Source organism: Paenibacillus sp. NPDC093718 (assembly GCF_050279985.1).
Classification (GTDB): Bacteria; Bacillota; Bacilli; order Paenibacillales; family Paenibacillaceae; genus Paenibacillus_AQ.
Genome location: NZ_JBNNUS010000013.1, coordinates 58,472 through 77,644 on the forward strand (window position 1 = coordinate 58,472; position 19,173 = coordinate 77,644).

13 protein-coding genes are annotated in these 19,173 nt (G+C 55.3%); all 13 read left to right on the plus strand.

Features of this window, described 5'->3' with window-relative positions; all coding sequences use genetic code 11:
* Nucleotides 1-16 precede the first annotated feature (16 nt).
* The 13 genes from ACQKPA_RS28970 (at nucleotide 17) to ACQKPA_RS29030 (ending at nucleotide 19,156) form a co-directional block, all read left to right on the plus strand.
* Nucleotides 17-1,105: a sialidase family protein gene (locus ACQKPA_RS28970; protein WP_427495856.1), complete on the plus strand. Its 1,089-nt coding sequence runs from the start codon at nucleotides 17-19 to the stop codon at nucleotides 1,103-1,105.
* 135 nt (nucleotides 1,106-1,240) lie between these two features.
* Nucleotides 1,241-2,122, plus strand: a complete 882-nt coding sequence (locus ACQKPA_RS28975) for a helix-turn-helix domain-containing protein (RefSeq protein ID WP_427495857.1) — start codon at nucleotides 1,241-1,243, stop codon at nucleotides 2,120-2,122.
* A 260-nt stretch (nucleotides 2,123-2,382) separates the two neighbouring features.
* Complete coding sequence (locus ACQKPA_RS28980) at nucleotides 2,383-3,855, plus strand: DUF5605 domain-containing protein (protein WP_427495859.1); 1,473 nt, start codon at nucleotides 2,383-2,385, stop codon at nucleotides 3,853-3,855.
* 65 nt (nucleotides 3,856-3,920) lie between these two features.
* Nucleotides 3,921-5,045 carry an ABC transporter ATP-binding protein gene (locus ACQKPA_RS28985; RefSeq protein WP_127594581.1) on the plus strand — a complete coding sequence of 375 codons (1,125 nt, stop codon included), beginning with the start codon at nucleotides 3,921-3,923 and terminating at the stop codon, nucleotides 5,043-5,045.
* A gap of 23 nt (nucleotides 5,046-5,068) precedes the next feature.
* A complete protein-coding gene (locus ACQKPA_RS28990; RefSeq protein ID WP_427495860.1) occupies nucleotides 5,069-8,074 on the plus strand; it encodes an extracellular solute-binding protein in 3,006 nt (1,001 codons plus the stop codon).
* Nucleotides 8,061-9,044 (plus strand): carbohydrate ABC transporter permease, encoded by a 984-nt coding sequence (locus tag ACQKPA_RS28995; RefSeq protein ID WP_015735276.1) that lies wholly within the window; start codon nucleotides 8,061-8,063, stop codon nucleotides 9,042-9,044. Before ACQKPA_RS28990 ends, ACQKPA_RS28995 begins: the two co-directional genes overlap by 14 nt.
* A 1-nt stretch (nucleotide 9,045) precedes the next feature.
* Nucleotides 9,046-9,942: a carbohydrate ABC transporter permease gene (locus ACQKPA_RS29000; protein ID WP_127594542.1), complete on the plus strand. Its 897-nt coding sequence runs from the start codon at nucleotides 9,046-9,048 to the stop codon at nucleotides 9,940-9,942.
* A 19-nt stretch (nucleotides 9,943-9,961) separates the two neighbouring features.
* On the plus strand, nucleotides 9,962-12,109 hold the full coding sequence (locus ACQKPA_RS29005) for a YIP1 family protein (protein ID WP_427495862.1): 2,148 nt from the start codon (nucleotides 9,962-9,964) through the stop codon (nucleotides 12,107-12,109).
* Complete coding sequence (locus ACQKPA_RS29010) at nucleotides 12,106-14,379, plus strand: DUF5696 domain-containing protein (protein ID WP_427495863.1); 2,274 nt, start codon at nucleotides 12,106-12,108, stop codon at nucleotides 14,377-14,379. Before ACQKPA_RS29005 ends, ACQKPA_RS29010 begins: the two co-directional genes overlap by 4 nt.
* On the plus strand, nucleotides 14,376-15,242 hold the full coding sequence (locus tag ACQKPA_RS29015) for a carbohydrate ABC transporter permease (protein WP_427495864.1): 867 nt from the start codon (nucleotides 14,376-14,378) through the stop codon (nucleotides 15,240-15,242). The genes ACQKPA_RS29010 and ACQKPA_RS29015 overlap by 4 nt, the downstream gene beginning before the upstream one ends.
* 12 nt (nucleotides 15,243-15,254) lie before the next feature.
* On the plus strand, nucleotides 15,255-16,208 hold the full coding sequence (locus tag ACQKPA_RS29020) for a carbohydrate ABC transporter permease (RefSeq protein ID WP_015735271.1): 954 nt from the start codon (nucleotides 15,255-15,257) through the stop codon (nucleotides 16,206-16,208).
* A gap of 30 nt (nucleotides 16,209-16,238) precedes the next feature.
* Nucleotides 16,239-17,660 (plus strand): DUF5060 domain-containing protein, encoded by a 1,422-nt coding sequence (locus tag ACQKPA_RS29025; protein ID WP_427495865.1) that lies wholly within the window; start codon nucleotides 16,239-16,241, stop codon nucleotides 17,658-17,660.
* Nucleotides 17,661-17,674: 14 nt separating this feature from the next.
* The gene (locus ACQKPA_RS29030; protein WP_427495866.1) at nucleotides 17,675-19,156 is read left to right on the plus strand and encodes a DUF5605 domain-containing protein; all 1,482 of its coding nucleotides are present in this window, start codon (nucleotides 17,675-17,677) and stop codon (nucleotides 19,154-19,156) included.
* Nucleotides 19,157-19,173: the final 17 nt, after the last annotated feature.

A 19,173-nucleotide genomic window follows, 5' to 3' on the forward strand; every position in this document is an offset into this window, starting at 1 on the left:
GAAAGAGGGATAACTCATGCAATTAACGGAACGGTACAACGGGATATTAAGTCAATCGGAGCAGGATCCGCAGCTGACGGAGGCCTTGCTGCCTATCCGTTACGAGCCCGATAGCCATTCGGCGAATTTGCTGGCGCTGGACAACGGAGATTTGCTTTGCGTCTGGTTCTCCGGAAGCGGCGAGGGCAATCCGGATACGAACGTGCTGCTGTCGAGGCTTCCCGCAGGCGGCGAACGGTGGGAGGAGCCGATCGAGGTAGCGGCCGATCCGGAGCGCTCGGAGCAAAATCCGCTCGTCTTCCAGGCGCCGGACAACAAGGTGTGGCTTCTGCATACATCGAATGAGCCGCACAACCAGCAGACCTCCAAAATCGTCGGCCGCATCTCGGATGATCGAGGATATACATGGGGGGAGCCGTTTGTCCTGCATGAGGGCCCCGGCATGTTCCTCCGTCAGCCGATTCTCGCGATGAGCAACGGAGAATGGCTGCTGCCTTGTTATTACTGCAAGCCCGGCGGACATTACAGCGTGGTGCTTATATCGGCCGACCAAGGAGAGACATGGTCGGAATACGAGGTGCAAGGCAGCCTTCATCGTGTTCAAATGAGCGTTGTGGAGCTCGACGGCGGCACGTTGTTCGCCGTCTTCCGCAGCCGCCATGCCGACCGCATCTACGGCAGCGTCTCCAAGGATTTCGGCAAAACGTGGAGCGAGCCGGCAAAAACATCTTTGCCGAACAACAATTCCTCCATTCAATTGGCGAAGCTTGCGAACGGGCATTTGGCGATTATCTATAACGATTCTACGATGGAGAGAGATCAATACCGCTGGATCGAGAGGAATGGCGAATGGCGCAAGAAGACGCTGCGGACGCCGCTGACCGTCGCGATCTCGGAGGATGGCGGTAAGACTTGGCCCCATGTCAAAAACGTCCAGATGTCGGATCTCGAGCATAAGGAGAAGCAAACCGGGTATTCTTATCCGAGCATTATGGGAACAAAGGACGGCAGCATCCACGCCGCTTATTCGTACCTGAGGAAAGCGATCAAATATGTGCGCTTTACCGAGGAATGGGTGAAGGAGAACGGGAGGACGCCCGTTTAACGAACGTTCATGAAAATTTAGAGCGGAATAGACATTTTTTGCAATCGCTTTAATTGAGAAATTTTGCTACTATAAAACGGTAATGAAGTGTTTACGAAGCGTATAAACACCAACACACTCGACCGGGGTGATCGTATGAATTGGCGCATCATCGAATTGAGCGGGGATATTTTTTTTAATCCTGATTTTGACATATTCATTAATCGCGAAGTCGAAGGGTTTTGTCTATCGCAACATACCCATGATTTTATAGAAATCAGCTATGTGGAGGAAGGCAGCGGATATCATTATGTCGAGGATCAGATGATCCCGATCAAACGCGGCGATCTGTTCGTCATACCGATCGGCACGTCGCATGTGTTCCGGCCTTCTTCCCAGGACAATCAACTTGTCATCTACAACTGCATCTTCCGGACTTGCCTGCTGGAGCAATTGAAGTCCGTCATCTGCGAATCGACCAAGCTGCACAGTCTGTTGTACGGCTCGTCGCCGTCGGCCAAGTGGCTTCAATACCAGGACAAGTTCGACAAGTTTTTGTCCATCATGCACGGGATGTTCAGAGAATATTTGAAGAAGGGACCTCGTTACGAATTTCTGATGATGGGGCAGCTCATCCAGGTCCTGGCCATGCTCCAGCGCTATGAGTGCGACGGGAGCATGGTATCCACGCCGACGAACAACATGGATGACGCCATCCAATACATTAACGATCGCTTTGCCACGAACCTCACGGTTCAGCAGGTAGCGGAGAGGTCGTTCATGAGCCCAAGCCACTTTCAACGGTTGTTCAAGAAAACGACAGGCGTCACGTTCATGCAATATTTGCAAAATATCCGGGTTCAGCGCTGCTGCGAGCTGCTGAAATCGACCGAAATATCGATTCAGGAGGCCGCCAATCAGGTTGGCTATCAGGATATGAAGTTTTTCCACTCGCTGTTTCGCAAGAAGACGGGCGTTACGCCCAGAGAGTACCGGAGAAGCACGCCGGATCCGGAATTTAGAATGGCCTCAATGTAAGAATGAAAGCGCATTCCCTAGCGGGATTGCGCTTTTTTTGCCATGCTGCAGCTCCGCGCAGCATGATTCGAGCGCTTCTGCATGGCTAATGGGTCAATCCGATTTCCGGAATGCCGGAGAACCGCTTGCCCGGATTGCATCCCCCTATAGAAACGGCCTGAATCGCCTATAAAAGGGGGGGATTGGCATTGTATAATGAGTAAAATTCGCTTCCGGCGGGCCTGTTTGGGGGCTTGGCCATGCGGAAGGAGAGACAACGCGTGATTTATAACAAAACAGTTGGAAGATGGGCTGTGTTTGAAACCGCTATCAATGTCGATGAAACGCTTGAAAACCCGTTCAGCGGCGTCCAGCTGGAGGCTGCATTCCGGAGCGGCGAGCGGACGGTGAAGGCAAATGGGTTCTACGACGGGGACGGCGTCTACAAAATCAGATTTATGCCGGATGCTGTCGGACCTTGGACATTCTCGACAAGCAGCAACGTTCCGGCGCTGGATGCCTTAACCGGCGAGTTCGAATGCACGGACGCCGGAGCCGGCAATCACGGACCCGTTCGCGTCGCATCGCGGGATTCATTCGAATATGCGGACGGATCGCCCTACATTCCGTTCGGAACGACTTGCTACGCTTGGGTACACCAGAACGAGCCGCTGCAGGCGGAGACGCTCGAAGCGCTGCGGAATTCTCCCTTCAATAAAATACGCATGTGCGTCTTTCCCAAAAGGTATACCTTCAACGTCACCGAACCGGCGCTCTTTGCTTTTCCGGGCTCGAAGGAAGACGGTTTCGACCTTGAACGGTTCGAACCGCGGTTCTTCCAGGGGCTGGAACGGCGAATCGAGCAATTGGCGGAGCTGGGGATTGAAGCGGATGTCATCTTGTTTCACCCTTACGACAAGGGACATTGGGGATTCGACAGGATGAGCCCGGATCGAGATGAATTTTATTTGCGATATGTCATCGCGCGCCTGGCCGCTTATCGCAACGTATGGTGGTCGCTGGCCAATGAGTACGATTTCATGAGGGAAAAGCGGAAAGAAGACTGGGACCGGTTATTCCAAATCGTGCAGGAAAACGATCCTTACGGGCATCTCCGTTCGATCCACAACGGAACGAAAATGTACGATCCCACGTCGCTTGATCTCTACGACCACTCGAAACCATGGGTCGATCACGTCAGCCTGCAGCACTGGGATCTTACCGCTGTAGACTCGATCCGACGCGCATACGGGAAGCCGGTCGTCGTGGACGAGTGCTGCTACGAAGGCGATATCCCTCGCCGATGGGGCAACATCACAGGTGAAGAGATGACGCACCGGTTCTGGGAAGGAACCGTTCGCGGCGCTTACGTCGGTCACGGAGAGACGTACATGCATCCCGAGAACATCATCTGGTGGTCGCACGGAGGAGAACTGCACGGCACGAGTCCCGATCGAATCGGATTTCTTAGGAAGGTGCTGGAGGATGCGCCGCGGCATTTAACAGTCATCGACACGATTAAGGATGTGCCGGCTCTCGGCAAACAGGAAGACTATTACTTGTTGTACTTCGGCATTCACCGGCCGATCGTCCGTCCGGTCCAGCTTCCGGAGGACGCTGCGTATACCGCGGAAGTTATCGATACCTGGAACATGACGATCGAGCTGATCGAGGGGACCTTCTCCGGCGATTGCGCGATCAGCCTGCCGGGCAGGCCGTATTTGGCGCTGCGAATTCGGCGGAGCATGCAATAAAGGTTGAACATTGCCAGGACAAAGACAGCGGACTATTCCATACCCAATTGTTCGGAGGTGCCGCCATGGGGCGCATTGTACTAAAGCATGTAGAGAAACGATATGGCAAGGACAAACAATATGCCGTAAAGGATTTTAACCTAGAGATCGAGGATGGCGAGTTTCTTGTCATGGTCGGCGGGTCTGGCTGCGGCAAATCGACGACGCTCCGCATGATCGCCGGGCTGGAGGATATTACTTCCGGCGAGCTGTACATCGGGGATAAGCTGGTGAATCATCTGCCGCCTAAGGATCGCGATATTGCGATGGTCTTCCAGAACTACGCGTTGTACCCGAATATGAATATTTACGAAAATATCGCGTTCGGCCTGCGTCTACGCAAGGAGCCGAAGCACGAGATCGATCTGTCGGTCAAATCGACGTCGCGCACGCTGGAGATCGAGCAGTTTCTGGATCGCAAGCCGAGACAGTTGTCGGGCGGTCAGCGCCAGCGCGTCGCGCTCGGCCGGGCGATCGTCCGAAAGCCTAGCGTGTTCTTGATGGACGAGCCGCTGTCGAACCTTGATGCCAAGCTAAGAGTTCAGATGCGTACGGAGATTATCCGGCTTCATAAACAACTCGGCGTGACGACGGTTTATGTAACGCATGATCAGGTGGAAGCGATGACGATGGGCAACCGGATCGTCGTCATGAAGGACGGCGTGATTCAGCAGGTCGACAGTCCGCGCCTGATCTACGGCAATCCGAGAAATATGTTCGTCGCGAGCTTTATCGGGACGCCGCCGATCAACTTCATCGAAGGGAAGGTCGTGGAAACGGACGGAGGCAAGCTGGATCTGCAGACGCAGCGGAGCTACCTGGCCATTCCGGACGAGCACGCGCAGCTGCTGCGGAAGCACGGCAAAGTGAACCGGAGAGTTGTGCTCGGCATTCGATGCGAGTATGCGCATGCAGAGCCGGAAATGGCCGATCGTCATCCGCGCAGCCAGATAACGGGCACGCTCAAGGTGGCGGAGCTAATGGGAGCGGATATGTATCTGTATGTGGATATCGGAACGGACACGCCCTTTGCCGTCCGTACGACTTCTGGCTTTGATTACAAGGAGGACCAAAAAATCACCGTTACGCTGAACATGTCGAAAGCGCTTTACTTCGATAAGGATACATCGGAAAGCTTGATGTACGAATGATGGGTGCAAAGGGGGAGAGATGAATGTTAAGGGCGCTTACGAGATGGCGTTCAATCATCGTGCCGGCATTGGCATTCGCTATGCTGCTGCCTTGGACAATCGGAGCAGCGGGGAACGCCGGGGAAACGCAGTCGGCGAATTCCGCGGAGGAAGCATCAGCCGTGTCGGCGGAGGAGCCGCAGAAGGAATCGCCGGAGGAATCGCAGACGGCAGCAGCGAACGAAACGGGCGAGCCCTACTTTCTGGATAAGCTGGCGGAATGGAAGCAAGCGGGAGCGCCTTCCGAACATGACGGAAAGGTCAGCTTGTCCGGCGCCGGCTTTGCGCGTACATCGGAAGGCGCCAGCGTTCGAGTCGGCACCGTGGACGGCCGGGCGGAGGCGCTCGATTGGGGCCTTACGAACGAGGAATGGGTTGAATACGATGTATCCATCGAGCAAGCCGGGCTGTACCAGATCGATTTGACGTACCGTCCCGTTACGGACGGCAACCGCAGAAGGCCGATCCTGCTGAACGTCTCGTTCGACGGAAACAATGCGTTTCTTGAAGCGAGATCCATCACGCTGGACCGCCGCTGGAAGGATCCTTTCCCGGCTGCCGTCGACTCGAACGGCGATCAGATCCGTCCGATGGCCGAGGATATCAGCGGCTGGATTACGACATCGCTGCGAGATTCGGGAGGGGCTTACGTCGAACCGCTGCAGTGGTACTTGACGCCCGGGAAGCATACGCTCCGCTTTACCAGCAACGAGCCGTTCGCGCTCGGCTCCATCGAGCTGTCGGATCCGGAGCAGGTTCCGGACTACGAGACGGCAAAGCAGGAGAATGCCGGCAAAAGCGGAGCCGGAACGAGCGGGGAGCCGATCGTTATCGAAGCCGAGCAGGGCGATTGGAAAAGCGTCTCCTCGATCTCGCTTCGCTATGACAACGAGATCAACAGCACGCCGTATAAACGCGGGAAAATCACGTTCAACACGATCGACGGCTCGCGCTGGTCAACCGGAAACGGCGAAATCAGCTGGACCTTCGACGTTCCCGAAAGCGGATATTACAAAATCGGAATGCGAACCAAACAAAATTACTCCTCCAACCGTTCGTCCTTCCGGACGATTATGGTCAACGGCGAAATTCCGTTCGCCGAAATGAAGGCGTACCGGTTCCCGTACGAGTCCGGCTGGCAGGGCGTCCGGCTCGAGGACGAGCAGGAGGAGCCATACCTGTTCTATATGGAAAAAGGAAGCAATACGATCTCGATGCGCGCGACCGGTGCTCCCGTCAAACCGATGATCTCCGAGCTGGAGAAAACCGTAACCGAGCTGATGGAGCTTGCGACCGATCTGAAAGCGCTGACCGGAGGTTCCAACGACACGAACAGAACTTGGAAAATCAATACCGAGCTGCCCGGTTTTACGGATAAGCTCGGTACAATCGGAGACTCGCTGGACGCCGTTCAGAAAAAGCTGATCGAGGTCAACGGCAAGAAGGATGCCGTCACGCAAGGATTGTTCACGACGATCAAGGATATCCGTTCCATGCTTGCGGATCCGAATCAGATTCCGTACAAAACCGACCGTTTCGTCACAATGCAGGGCAAGGTCGCCGAGATGCTGCAGCAGCTGAAGACCCAGCCGCTTGGGCTTGACCGCATTTATATCGTGCCGGAGAACGAGAAGTTTCCAAAGATGGAAGCGGGTTTCTTCAAAAAGCTGGAAGGGACATTCGTTAATTTCTTTTCTTCGTTCCAGTCGAAGGAGCAGCTGAGCAGCATGGATGACGATGTGCTGAACGTATGGGTGCTCCGCGGACGCGATTACGTCAATCTTCTGCAACAGCTGGCCGAAGAGCAGTTTACGCCGAAGACGGGTATCAAGGTAAAGGTCAACCTGCTTCCGGATACGAATTTGCTCGTGCTGATGAACGCGGCCGATATCGCGCCGGACGTCGCGCTCGGGTTGCCGGAGACGCTGCCGTTCGATTACGCGATCCGCAACGGGCTGTACGATCTGACGCGGTTCCAGGATTTCGATGCGGTATACAAGCGTTTCGCGCCGGGCTCTTGGACGCCTTTCTACTACGACAAAGGCTATTACGCGGTACCGGAGACGCAGAGCTTCTCCATGCTCTATTACCGCAAAGATATATTGAAGGAGCTTGGACTCGAGGTGCCCGACACCTGGGAAGAGGTCTATGATATGCTCCCTACCTTGCAGCAGAACAATCTCAATATGGCGCCGACTCAGCATATGCCGTTTTTCTTCCAGAACGGGGCCGATTATTTCAACAAGAACGGCCTGCAGACGGCTCTGGGAACGGAAGCGGGATACAAAGCCTTCAAGGAATGGACCGACCTGTATAACGTATACGCCGTAGACCAACAGCTGGCCAGCTTTTACCAGTCGTTCAGAAGCGGCACCGTCCCGATCGGCATCTCGGACTTCAGCATGTACATCCAGCTGATGGTAGCTGCTCCCGAGCTGAACGGGTATTGGGGCATCGCGCCGATTCCGGGCGTCAAGCAGAGCGGCGGAGAAGTGGCCAGGTGGATGGGCGGCAACCTGCAATCGTCCGTCATCTTCAAGAAGACCAAAAAAGCCGAGCAAAGCTGGGAGTTTCTCAAGTGGTGGACCTCCGCCGAGGTACAGGAGAGGTACGGCTCCGATCTGGAGACGATTAACGGCCTATCCTTCCGTTGGAACACCTCGAATATCGAAGCGTTCGTCCACCTTCCGTGGAAGCAGGAAGATTTGAACGGCATTCTCGAGCAATGGCGCTGGTTCAAGGAAATTCCGAACGTGCCGGGCAGCTACTTCCTGGAAAGGGAGCTGCAGAACGCCTGGAACCGGAGCGTCGTCGACGGCATCAATTACCGGAGTTCGCTCGAGACGTCGACTTTGGAGATCGAACGGGAAATGCGAAGAAAACTGCAGGAATTCGGCATTATCGACAGCGTGGGCGAGGTGCTTCGGCCGCTTGATTTGCCCGAGGTCAACCAGCCATGGGAAGGGGTGAATCCATATGTCAGAGATTAACGCGCAGGCTTTGAAAAAACCTTCCGCATCCGGCGGAACATCGCTCCGCGCGAAAGGAAAGGCGTCCGAGCTGCTGAGGGAAATTTGGCGCTTCCGGTTGTCGTACCTGTTCATTGCGCCGTTTATGATCTGTTTTGTCCTATTTATATTAATTCCGGTCGTAAGCGCGTTTCTGCTCAGCTTTATGACCTATAACTCACTCGAGCCGCCTCGCTTTGTCGGCTGGGCGAATTTCCGTTATATGATTTCGGAGGATCTGTTGTTTCTGAAATACGCGTTGCCGAATACGTTCAAATTCGCGATCATCGCAGGACCGTGCGGCTACATTGCCGCCTTCCTGCTGGCCTGGTTAATCACGATTCTTCCCGTACGCTTGCGCAAATGGTTTGCCCTCGCGATGTATTCCCCGTCGCTGATGGGGGGAATCGCAATGACCATCGTCTGGCTGCCGATGCTGAGCGGCGACCGGATCGGTTACTTGAACAGCTTTCTGCTCGAATGGGGATTCATAAGCGACCCCGTGTTATGGGTGACGAGCAAGGAGCATCTGATGTCGTCCATGATCGTCGTTACGCTGTGGTCCAGCATGGGGATCGGATTTCTGGCGATGATGGCGGGCATCTTGAACGTCAATCCCGACCTGTACGAAGCGGGGAGACTCGACGGCATCAAATCCAGGCTGGAGGAAATCTGGTACATTACGATTCCGTCCATGAAGCCTCAGATGCTGTTCGGAGCGGTTATGGCCATCGTCGGAACCTTCAAGGCGGGCAGCATCGGCACGGAGCTGTCGGGGATGAACCCTACGCCGCAATATTCCGGCCATCTCATTATGAACCAGATCGACGATTACGGATTTATTCGTTTCGAGCTGGGCTATGCATCCGCTTTGTCCGTATTCTTGCTGCTGCTTATGTATTTATCCAATAAGTTTTGCTGGGGTCTGTTCGGTTCGAAGGGAGATGAATAAGATGGCAATGCCGCTGCTGCGCAAGCCATTCCGTTTCAAGAGACAATCCAGGCTGCATCGGATGAGCCGCTTCGAGAAGGCTGTCGTATTTCTGCTCGTCCTATTCAGCGCGTTTATGCTCCTGCCGCTGGTTTATATTTTCAATCACGCGTTAAAGCCGTACGAAGAACTGTTCATTTATCCGCCGACGATTTGGGCTCGCACCCCATCCTTGCAAAATTTCGTCGAGCTGTTCCATATTACGTCGGATTCCGTTATTCCGGTCACGCGCTACATTTTCAACAGCTTGACCGTAGCGGTGCTGAGCGTCATCACGGTGACGGGGGTAAGCGCGTTATGCGCCTACCCGCTTTCGAAGCATAAGTTTCCCGGTTATAAGCTTGTGTTCGCAACGATTATGCTGACGCTGCTGTTCGCGCCGGAGACGGTTACGATCCCTCGTTATCTCGTCGTCAGCAACTTGGGGATCATGAACACGTACTGGGGCCACATCTTGCCCATGGTAGCCGTACCTGTCGGCGTCTTCTTAATGAAGCAGTTCATCGATCAAATTCCGAACGAGCTGCTGGAATCGGCTCGCCTGGACGGCGCCAGAGAATTTACGGTGTTCCTGCGGATCGTAGTTCCCGTCATCCTTCCAGCGGTCGCAACCATTGGCATCATCTCGTTCCAGACCGCGTGGGGCAACGTCGAGACATCGAATTTGTTCATGCAGGACGAGCAGATGAAGACGTTCCCGTTCTTTATCTCATCGCTGACTTCGAACATGGCGAACAACGTGGCAAGGCAGGGTGCGGCCGCAGCCGCGGCGCTGTTTATGTTCATTCCGAACCTTATTATTTTTCTTGCATTCCAGAGCAAGGTCATTGCGACAATGGCCCATTCCGGCATTAAATGAAACCGCGGGAGGAGAAATTATGAAGCCGGCACAATCCAAAATGATCCGTCTCCTGCGGGGCTTGCTGGCCGTGTGCCTCGTATGGGTCGTCTTTCCGGCGGCAGTATCCGCCGATTATCCTTATTCAACGAATTACAGATCGGCCGCTACCGGATCGCTTGTCTGGACGCAAGCCGCTTTTGCGCCGGAGCAGGTGCTTGGCAGAGACATATTCGTCCCCGATCCCAATGATCCCGCCAAACAAGCGCAGTCGCCGCTTATGCAGCCTCGAGATCTGTTCATCGACGCCCAGGACCGGATCTATGTAGCCGATTCGGGGAACAATCGGGTCGTCGTGTTTCATCCGAACGGCGAATTCGACCGCGTGCTGCCAGCGCTTGAAGGTACGCCGTTGTCCAATCCGCAGGGGCTGCACGTCGATGAGAAGGGCCAAATATACGTCGCGGATACGGGAAACGCCAGGATCGTGATGCTCGACCAGCAGGGGAAGCTGCTGAAGGAATATAAGCTTCCGGAATCAAGGTTTATTCCGGCGGATTACCGCTTCGAGCCGATCAAGGTCGCGGTCGATAAACGCGGATTCCTGTATATCGTATCGCTCGGCAGCTATAACGGGCTGCTTCAGCTCGATCCCGAGGGCGGCTTTGTCCGCTTCTTCGCGGCCAATAAGGTGCCTTTCACCGTCCTGGACTCGATCAAACGAATGATCTATTCGAAAGAGATGTACGAGAAGCAGCTCAGCAAGCTGCCTCCGGCCATCAACAACGTAAACATCGACGAGCGAGGGTTTACGTACACGGTTTCATTCGGAGAGAGTTTGACCGAAGACCAAGTGAAGAAGCTGAACAATGCCGGGAAGTATTTTCTCGGTTCCAGCAGCACCTTGGGGGACAGCAATAAAAAGTTCGGCGAATACCGGTTTCGCCAGATCGGACAGATGGTGAATCTGAAGGACATCGCCATCGACGCTAGCGGCAACTTCTCCGTTGTCGACGGAGATTCGAAGATGATCAGCCAATACGACGCGTTCGGCAACCTGCTGTTCTTCTGGTCCGGGGACGCAAGTCCGAACACGACGCAGCTCGGCATCGTCAAGAGCCCGTCGGCCATCGACATCAACTCGAAGAACGAACTGTTCATCCTGGACGACAATGCGAATTTGATCCAGACGTACCGCCAAACCGAGTTCGGAGCGCTCGTCTACAAGGCGAACAACCTAACCGTCGACGGCAGGTACAAGGAAGCCGAGCCGCTTTGGCGCGAGGTGCTCCATCTTAACGCGTACTATACGCCCGCGATGATCGGGCTGGCTCAGTCCGCCTACGCCCGCGGGGATTACGCGGAATCGCAAAAGCTGTTCCGCGACGCCGGCGTTCAAGAGGGTTACTCGAACGCGTTCTGGCAAATCCGCTTGCAGTGGTTCCAGGACAAATTCGGTTTGTTCATGAACTTGATCATGGTTGCGGTCGCCTTGTACGTCGTTTATAGAATGGCGGCGAAACGTTATCCCGTTCTGCTGAATTCGCCGATCCGGTTCCGGCCGCGCTCGCGCTTCCTGGGGCAGATGAAACATTCGTTTTACGTGCTGAGGCATCCGATCGACGGCTTCTCCGCGCTCCGCTACGAGAATAAGGGAAGCTATGCGAGCGCGTTCGTTATCCTGGCGCTGGCGTATATCTCCTATGCGGTGTCTCGAACGCATACAAGCTTCACCTTTAATATGGAAGCGATCATGCCGCTCAGCGGACTTACTGTATTCCTCCAATTTTTCCTGGTATGGATCGGCTGGGTCGTATCCAATTATTTGGTCAGCAGCATCATGCGGGGCGAGGGACGTTTCAAGGACGTGTTCGTCGGCAGCGCCTATGCGCTTACGCCGTTTATGGTCATTGGACTGCCGCTTACGCTGATCTCTAATGGCATGTCGCTTAGCGAAGAATCGATTTACAATTTTCTTCACACAGGCATGATGGTATGGATTTTCCTTCTGCTCGTGTGGAAGGTGCAATCGCTTCAAAATTACACGGTAGGCGAGACCGTGGTCAATTTACTGTATACGGCCGTAACGATGATTATTATCGGCGTGCTGTGCTTTATTCTGTTCGGTCTAAGCACCGAGCTGCGCAGCTTTATCTATTCGATCATACAGGAGGTGTCGGCGCGTTGACGGAAGCAAGCAAATCCTACATCAAGCTGCGCAAGCTGCTTCCTGCGGCGGCGTTGGCGGCGGCGGTAGCGTCGGTCGGCATATACTTGTGGACCCATTCCGCAAGCTCGGACGTGGTACGGACGGAGCAGGTTCAGGAGGCGGTCATTCCCGAAGGCATCAAGCCGGCCGTCAGCACGAATGGGGAGCTGCCGAACGAAGCCGATTTCGTGCAAGTAGCCGAAAGCGAGACGCTTGTGTTATTGGCGGATAAGAACACCGGTCATTTCAAAGTTCGCGACAAACGGGACGGGCACGAGCTGCGCTCTTATCCGAATCCGGAGGACTGGCCACGGGAGACGATTTCCGGTACTTGGCGGAGCCATCTCTTGTCGCCGATCATGCTGGAGACGGCCACGAGCGTGCGCAAGACGGAAGTGAAGGTGAGCAGTCTTCTGTCGCTAAACGGCGGCATCATGAGCTGGAAGCAGCTAGAGGACGGCTTCGCCGTCACCTATGCGATGCCATCCATTCAGATGGCGATTCCGGTCGAGGTCCGTATTAAGAACGATTATGTGGAAACAAAGGTCATCGACTCGGAGATCGTCGAAGGCAAAGACGCGTTGATCAATTTGAAGGTATATCCGTTTCTGGGCGCCAAGCAGCCCGGCGGGCAAGAAGAGGAGTATATGCTCCTGCCGGACGGCTCGGGCGCCATCTATCGGATCAAGGAAAATATTTCGAACGACCGCAGCGTATACCGCGAACCGATCTACGGCACGGACTACGCGTTCAACTCGGTCTACACGAACCGGAGGCCGATTACGATGCCGATCTATGGCATTAAATCGGGAAGCGGCGGCTTTCTGGCCGTTGCGGACGAAGGCGAGGAATACGGATATATGTTCGCGGCGCCCGCAGGGGTGTACAGCCAGTATGCCTGGGCTACCGTAGAACATAATTACCGGCTTCAATACTTCCAGCCAACGACGTACGACAAGACAGCAGGCTTCTTTACGTTCAGCAAAGTCAAATTCGGCGGAGACCGCAAAATCCGTTACTACGTCCTTCCCGAATCGAAAAGCGACTATTCCGGCATGGCCGCGAAATACCGCGAGCATTTGATGAAGGAAAACGGTCTGAAGCAGTTGGAAGCAAGCGAGTCCGAGCTGCCGCTTTACCTTGATCTTATCGGCGGAGATTCGGAGAAGGGGTTTCTTAGCAACCGGTTCATTCCCGGCACGACGACGGACGAAGCGAAGTCGATCGTCGATCGGCTGCATGCGCAGGGCATTCCCCGGCTGATCGTCACCTATCAAGGCTGGCAAACCGGAGGCGCGAGCCGACTCGGCTTCGGCGTGAAGGTCGACAAGCGGCTTGGCGGCAACGACGGCATGCGAAGCTTCGCCGAATACGCGAAGTCAAAGGGCGATACGGTCATTCTGGAGACGGATTTCACGCTGAACACCGACGGCGACGACTTTGATCCGAAGAGGCAAGCGACGCAGGACCAAGCGGGTTCCATCATGAAGTTCCCTCGCCTGCAATCGAACGACGAGGTTGCGATCGTGAGTCCGAAGGTAACGTTAGACAAGATGGAAGACGCCTTGAAGAGATTCGCGTCGCTGGGCATAGACGGACTTCATCTCACGGGAACCGGCTACATGCTGTACAGCGATTACAATCGCAGATCCCTCACCAGCCGGGAAGAGGCTGCATCGCTGCAAAGCGAGCTGCTGAACGCCGTGCAATCGAAGCTTCCTTCGGTAACGGTCGCGGGCGGCAATGCTTACTCGCTGCAGAGCACGGATGCCGTTAGGCAGCTGGCTGGCGATTATTCGTACGACCTGTTCTTCGACGAAGCGGTTCCTTTCGCCCAAATGTCGCTGCACGGCCTAGTGCCGTATACGATGAACTGGGGCAATGCGAGGGACGAATACCGCAAGGATTTCCTGCGGAGCATCGAATACGGAGCGGCGCCGACATTCGGCGTCATGAAAGCAGAGACGGAGAAGATGAAGAGGGCGTACACGATCTGGTATTACAGCTTGAATTACGACGATTGGGAAGCCGCGATCATCGAGGAGTACAAGCGCTTTAACGAAGCGCTCGGAGATGTTCAGGGCCAATTCATGACGCATAACCGCACGCTCGCTCCTAAGGTGAAGGAGTCCGTTTACTCCGGCGGGAAGAAAATTATCGTGAACTACAACGATACCGAGGTAACCGTCTTGGGAATAAAGATTCCAGCGCAAGATTTTGTCGTGGTGAAAGGGGGAGAGGCGAAGTGAACGGATTGTTACGATTAAAAAACCGATTGTCGCAACGATACGAAGGCATCTTCCTTATTTTGCCCTGGATTATCGGGTTTCTCTTGTTCGTATCGTTCCCTCTCTTCTATTCGCTCTATATGAGCTTTCATAACGTTCGCATTACCGGGACGGGCATCCTGCATGAATATGTGGGCATCAAATATTACTATAATCTTTTGTTCGAGGACGGCGGCGTCTTCTACGACCAGCTGCTGCCGTTTCTGAGGCAGATTCTGTTCATGATTCCGATCATCGTCATCTTCTCCTTTATGATTTCGATCATGCTGAACCAGAAGTTTCTGGGAAGGGGCTTGTTCAGGGCGGTGTTCTTCCTGCCGGTTATTTTCTCCTCCGGCAATATCATTGAACGCTTCTTGAGTCAAGGGAGGGGGCAGCTCGGATTCCTGGAGCAGTTCTCCATTTCGACGACGCTCACGCAATATTTGCCGGGCTCCTGGGCGACGCCGATCGTAAGCGTCTTGAACTCGTTCGTCCTTATCTTGTGGTATTCCGGCGTGCAGATTCTACTGTTCCTTGCGGGCCGCCAGACGATTTCGGCGTCCGTTTACGAGGCGGCGCGCATCGACGGCGCGAATCCGTGGGAGATGTTCTGGAAAATCACCCTCCCGGGCATGATGCCGTTCGTCCTGCTGAATACGATTTATACCATTGTGGATTTGTTTACTTTCCCCGGCAATCCCGTCATTGCGAGCGTCAATCCGACGCAATACGGTCCGACCAGCGCATTGATCTGGGTCTATTTCATCATCATCCTGCTGTTCTTGGGACTGGTGGTGCTGCTGCTCGGAAGAGCGGTCCGCAACACGACGCAAACGAGGTAGGAGGAGAGAAGGATGGAGAAAGTTTGGAATGTCCTAAGGCAGCGGCAGCAGCGGTTCAGCCAGGTTGGATTGCTCGAGCGTCTTCGATTGCTGCTGCTCGGGCGGGAAGCCGATAAGGGATTGCTGTTTCGCGTATTTATTTACATCGTGCTGATTGAAACGGCTTATCTGTATCTCAATCCTATTTTATATATGGTATCCACCATGGTGAAAGGCCTCGGCGATTTGTTGGATCCGACCGTGAACTGGATACCGAAGGAGATTTTTTGGGGGCATCTGAAAGAGGCGTGGAGGCTGCTGAACTACCCGACTTCGTTTGGCATCAGCTTTGGACTGTCGATCGGGGCGACGCTCTTTCAGCTCGTCGCCTGCGCGATGGCCGGATACGCGTTCGCCAGGGTAAAGTTTCCGTTCAAGCGCTTCTGGTTCGTGTGCTTGATCTTCGCCTTCGTCATCCCGCCGCAGGTCACGGTGCTGCCGCTGATTATTATGTACCGGGAAGTCGGCTGGATCGATACGTACTTCCCGATGCTGATCCCGGCTTTGTTCGGGCACGGCCTGAAGGGCGCGCTATACGTCATCATTTACCGCCAATTTTTCTCCATTCTGCCGAAGGAGCTGGAGGAAGCGGCGAAGATCGACGGCGCAAGTCTGTACAGAGTCTTCTTCAAGGTTATGCTGCCGATCGCAACGCCGGCGATTGTCGTCGTATTCCTGTTCTCTTTCGTCTGGAGCTGGAACGACAGTTATTTTCCGATGATGTTCCTGTTCAAGATGCAGGACGTTCCGCTCTCCATCGCGCTGGTGAAGGCGACGGGAGACATTTCGACGGAGGAAGGGCAGTTGTTCGCCCAGTCGCTCGACATGGCGAAGTCGTTTCTCGCGGTCATGCCGCCGCTATTGCTGTACCTCTTTACGCAGCGCTGGTTCACCGAAGGCGTCGAGCGGACCGGCCTTGTGGAATAACAACGAATGGAAGGGAGTGCTAGTACGCTAATGGGAATGCAGGAAGTGGAACGCTGGGGAATATTCGAGGTTGCTTTATCCGGTCCTTCGGCAGGCAATCCGTTCGAGGAGGTCGCCGTGTCGGCGACCTTCGAATACCGCAACGATCGGGTCGAGGTGGAAGGATTCTATGACGGGGACGGGATCTATCGGGTCCGGTTCATGCCGGATCGGGAAGGGACGTGGCGATACGTCACAAAGAGCGGCACGTCTGAGCTGGACGGCGCGACGGGAAGCTTCCTCTGCACATCGCCGTCGGAAGGAAATCACGGGCCGGTAAGAGTCAAGGACGGTTATTTGTTTGCATTCGAGGACGGCACGCCATATATGCCGTTCGGCACGACCTGTTATCACTGGACGCATACGGGGAGCAAAGAGCATGAGCTGCAAACGCTGGGAGAGCTCGGGCAGTCCCCGTTCAATAAAGTCAGGATGTGCCTGCTCCCTACGCGGGATATGCGTCCGGAGATGGTCGCCTTCGCGGGGACATGCCCGGAGGATGCGGATACGACCCGGTTCAATCCGGCGTTCTTCGCCCATCTGGAGGAGCGGATCGGCGACTTGATGAAGCTCGGAGTGGAAGCCGACCTGATTCTGTTCCATCCCTACGACAAGCAAGGCGGCTGGGGCTTCAACAGCATGTCGCGCGAACAGGATTTCTACTATCTGCGATACGTCATCGCCCGTCTTGGCGCGTACCGCAATGTCTGGTGGTCGCTGTCGAACGAATACGATTTCAACAAGATGAAGACGATCGAGGATTGGGACCGGCTGCTGCAATACGTGCAGCGGAAGGATCCGTACCAGCGGCTGCGGTCGATTCATAACGGCACCAAAATGTACGAACAATCGTCCTTGTACGATTTCTCCAAGTCGTGGCTCACGCACCAGAGCATCCAGCATTGGGATACTAGTCCGACCACCGAATGGCGGGAAGCCGTTCGCAAGCCGATCGTCGTCGACGAAATTTCCTACGAGGGCAACGTCGCCAAGCGATGGGGGAACATTACGGGGCTCGAGTTGATCCACCGCTATTGGGAGGGGCTGACCAAAGGCGGCTTCGTCGCCCATGGCGAATGCTTCGAGAACAAGCCGACAAGAGCCTGGATATCGAGCGGCGGCAAGATGTACGGTGAAAGTCCGGAGCGGATCCGATTCCTGCGCCAAGTGATGGAGGAAGGTCCGGAGGATTGGATGCAGGCTCGCGAGGAAGGCGGCTATGCGCTTCTGTACTTGGGCAAATACCGGCTTTCGTCCTATAAGCTCCCGCTGTCCCAAGACCGGGAATACCGGATCGAGCTCATCGATATTTGGGAGATGACGATAACGCCGCTTGATGGCACTTTCACGGGGCAGAGCGACTTGGCATTGCCGGCTAGACCTTATACCGCCTTGCGCGCGCAAGCAGTTTGAGGGGAGGGAACGGCGTGATTCAATATAAAAAAGAAGTAGAGCGATTTGGCATATTCGAGCTGCAACTGAAGGGGCGCGAGGACGACGGGCTGTTCGCGGACTCCGGCCTGTGGGCTGAATTCAGCAAAGAGGATCGTCATTTCGTGGCAGAAGGTTTCTACGACGGCGAAGGCAGACTATTGATCCGGTTCATGCCGGACGAGGAGGGGGAATGGTCGTTTCGCATCGAAGGCGCGTCCGCCCCAGCCGGAGGATACGCCGGACAATTCCATTGCCTGCCGGCGGGGGCCGATAATCACGGACCGGTGAGCGTATCGAACGCGACGCTGTTCGCTTATGCGGACGGCAAGCCGTATACGCCGTTCGGAACGCTGCTTGAGGCCTGGCATGTGCAGGACGAATCGAGCCGCGACCGGACGATCCGGACGCTGATAGCATCGCCCTTCAACAAAGCGCGGATGAGCGTTGTCCCGCAGGCGGGTCATGCGGGGAACGGCGAGACGGTTATATCTCCGTTTGCCATTCGCCAGGACGGCCAGCCGGACGGCGATTGCTTCGAGCCGGCTTATTTCGCGAAGCTGGAAGCCTGCGTGGAGAGTTTGTCCCGCATTGGCGTGGAAGCGGAACTGATCCTATTCCCGGCCTCCATGGACCTTGAAGGCTCCATTCGGTTGACCCCGGAGCAGGAAGAGCGTTATATCCGTTATGCGGTTTCCCGGTTGGCCGCTTATCGCAACGTATGGTGGACGATGGCAGACCTGGGCGACGGAACGCGGAGGCGGGAAGTCGATTGGCGCGCTTATTTCCAGACGCTTCGCGAATGCGATTACGGTCATCATCTGTGCTCGATCCATGGCACGCCTTCCGCTTTCGATTGGGGCGTTCCCTGGCTGACGCATGTCAGCCTCCGTCAGGAGGACGTGATGCTTGCCTCCGACTTCACGCTGCAATACGAGAAGCCGATCGTCATTGACGATTGCGGCCGCGAAGGTATTGGTGCGGAGCCTAGGGAAGCGCTGACCTCGGAAGACATGGTGTACCGAATTTGGGAAGGCCTGTCCCGCGGCGGCTTCGCGGCGCATGGGGAATCGCTTCGCAGGCCGGACGGAACAAGCTGGTCGGTTCACGGCGGCGAGCTGCTCGGCGAGAGCGTGGAGCGGATCGCCTTCCTGCGCGGTCTGCTGGAGGATGCGCCAGGCTATCTGACATACAGCAGGCAGCGACACGATGCCTCGACCCTCGAGAAGCGGGGCGAATATTATTTGCAATATTTCGGACCGCACCGGTTCTCGTCGCGCGACTTCGGGATGCAGACAGGCGAATTCGCGGTGGATATTATCGATACATGGAATATGACGATCGAACGGCTGGACCAAACGTATCAGCAACGGTTCCAGATCAAGCTGCCCGGAGAGCTCTACTACGCGCTCCGTTTGCGCAAAATCGGCGAAGGCGCGGAGCAGGACGAACCGGAGAAGGAGCAAGCGTCGGCGTAGAATGGCGAAGACTTCAC

Coding starts and splice junctions, on each gene's coding strand:
- ACQKPA_RS28970 (WP_427495856.1), top strand. CDS start 17: ATGCAATTAACGGAACGGTACAACGGGATATTAAGTCAATCGGAGCAG.
- ACQKPA_RS29020 (WP_015735271.1), top strand. CDS start 15,255: ATGGAGAAAGTTTGGAATGTCCTAAGGCAGCGGCAGCAGCGGTTCAGC.
- ACQKPA_RS29000 (WP_127594542.1), top strand. CDS start 9,046: ATGGCAATGCCGCTGCTGCGCAAGCCATTCCGTTTCAAGAGACAATCC.
- ACQKPA_RS28975 (WP_427495857.1), top strand. CDS start 1,241: ATGAATTGGCGCATCATCGAATTGAGCGGGGATATTTTTTTTAATCCT.
- ACQKPA_RS28990 (WP_427495860.1), top strand. CDS start 5,069: ATGTTAAGGGCGCTTACGAGATGGCGTTCAATCATCGTGCCGGCATTG.
- ACQKPA_RS28995 (WP_015735276.1), top strand. CDS start 8,061: ATGTCAGAGATTAACGCGCAGGCTTTGAAAAAACCTTCCGCATCCGGC.
- ACQKPA_RS28985 (WP_127594581.1), top strand. CDS start 3,921: ATGGGGCGCATTGTACTAAAGCATGTAGAGAAACGATATGGCAAGGAC.
- ACQKPA_RS29025 (WP_427495865.1), top strand. CDS start 16,239: ATGGGAATGCAGGAAGTGGAACGCTGGGGAATATTCGAGGTTGCTTTA.
- ACQKPA_RS29005 (WP_427495862.1), top strand. CDS start 9,962: ATGAAGCCGGCACAATCCAAAATGATCCGTCTCCTGCGGGGCTTGCTG.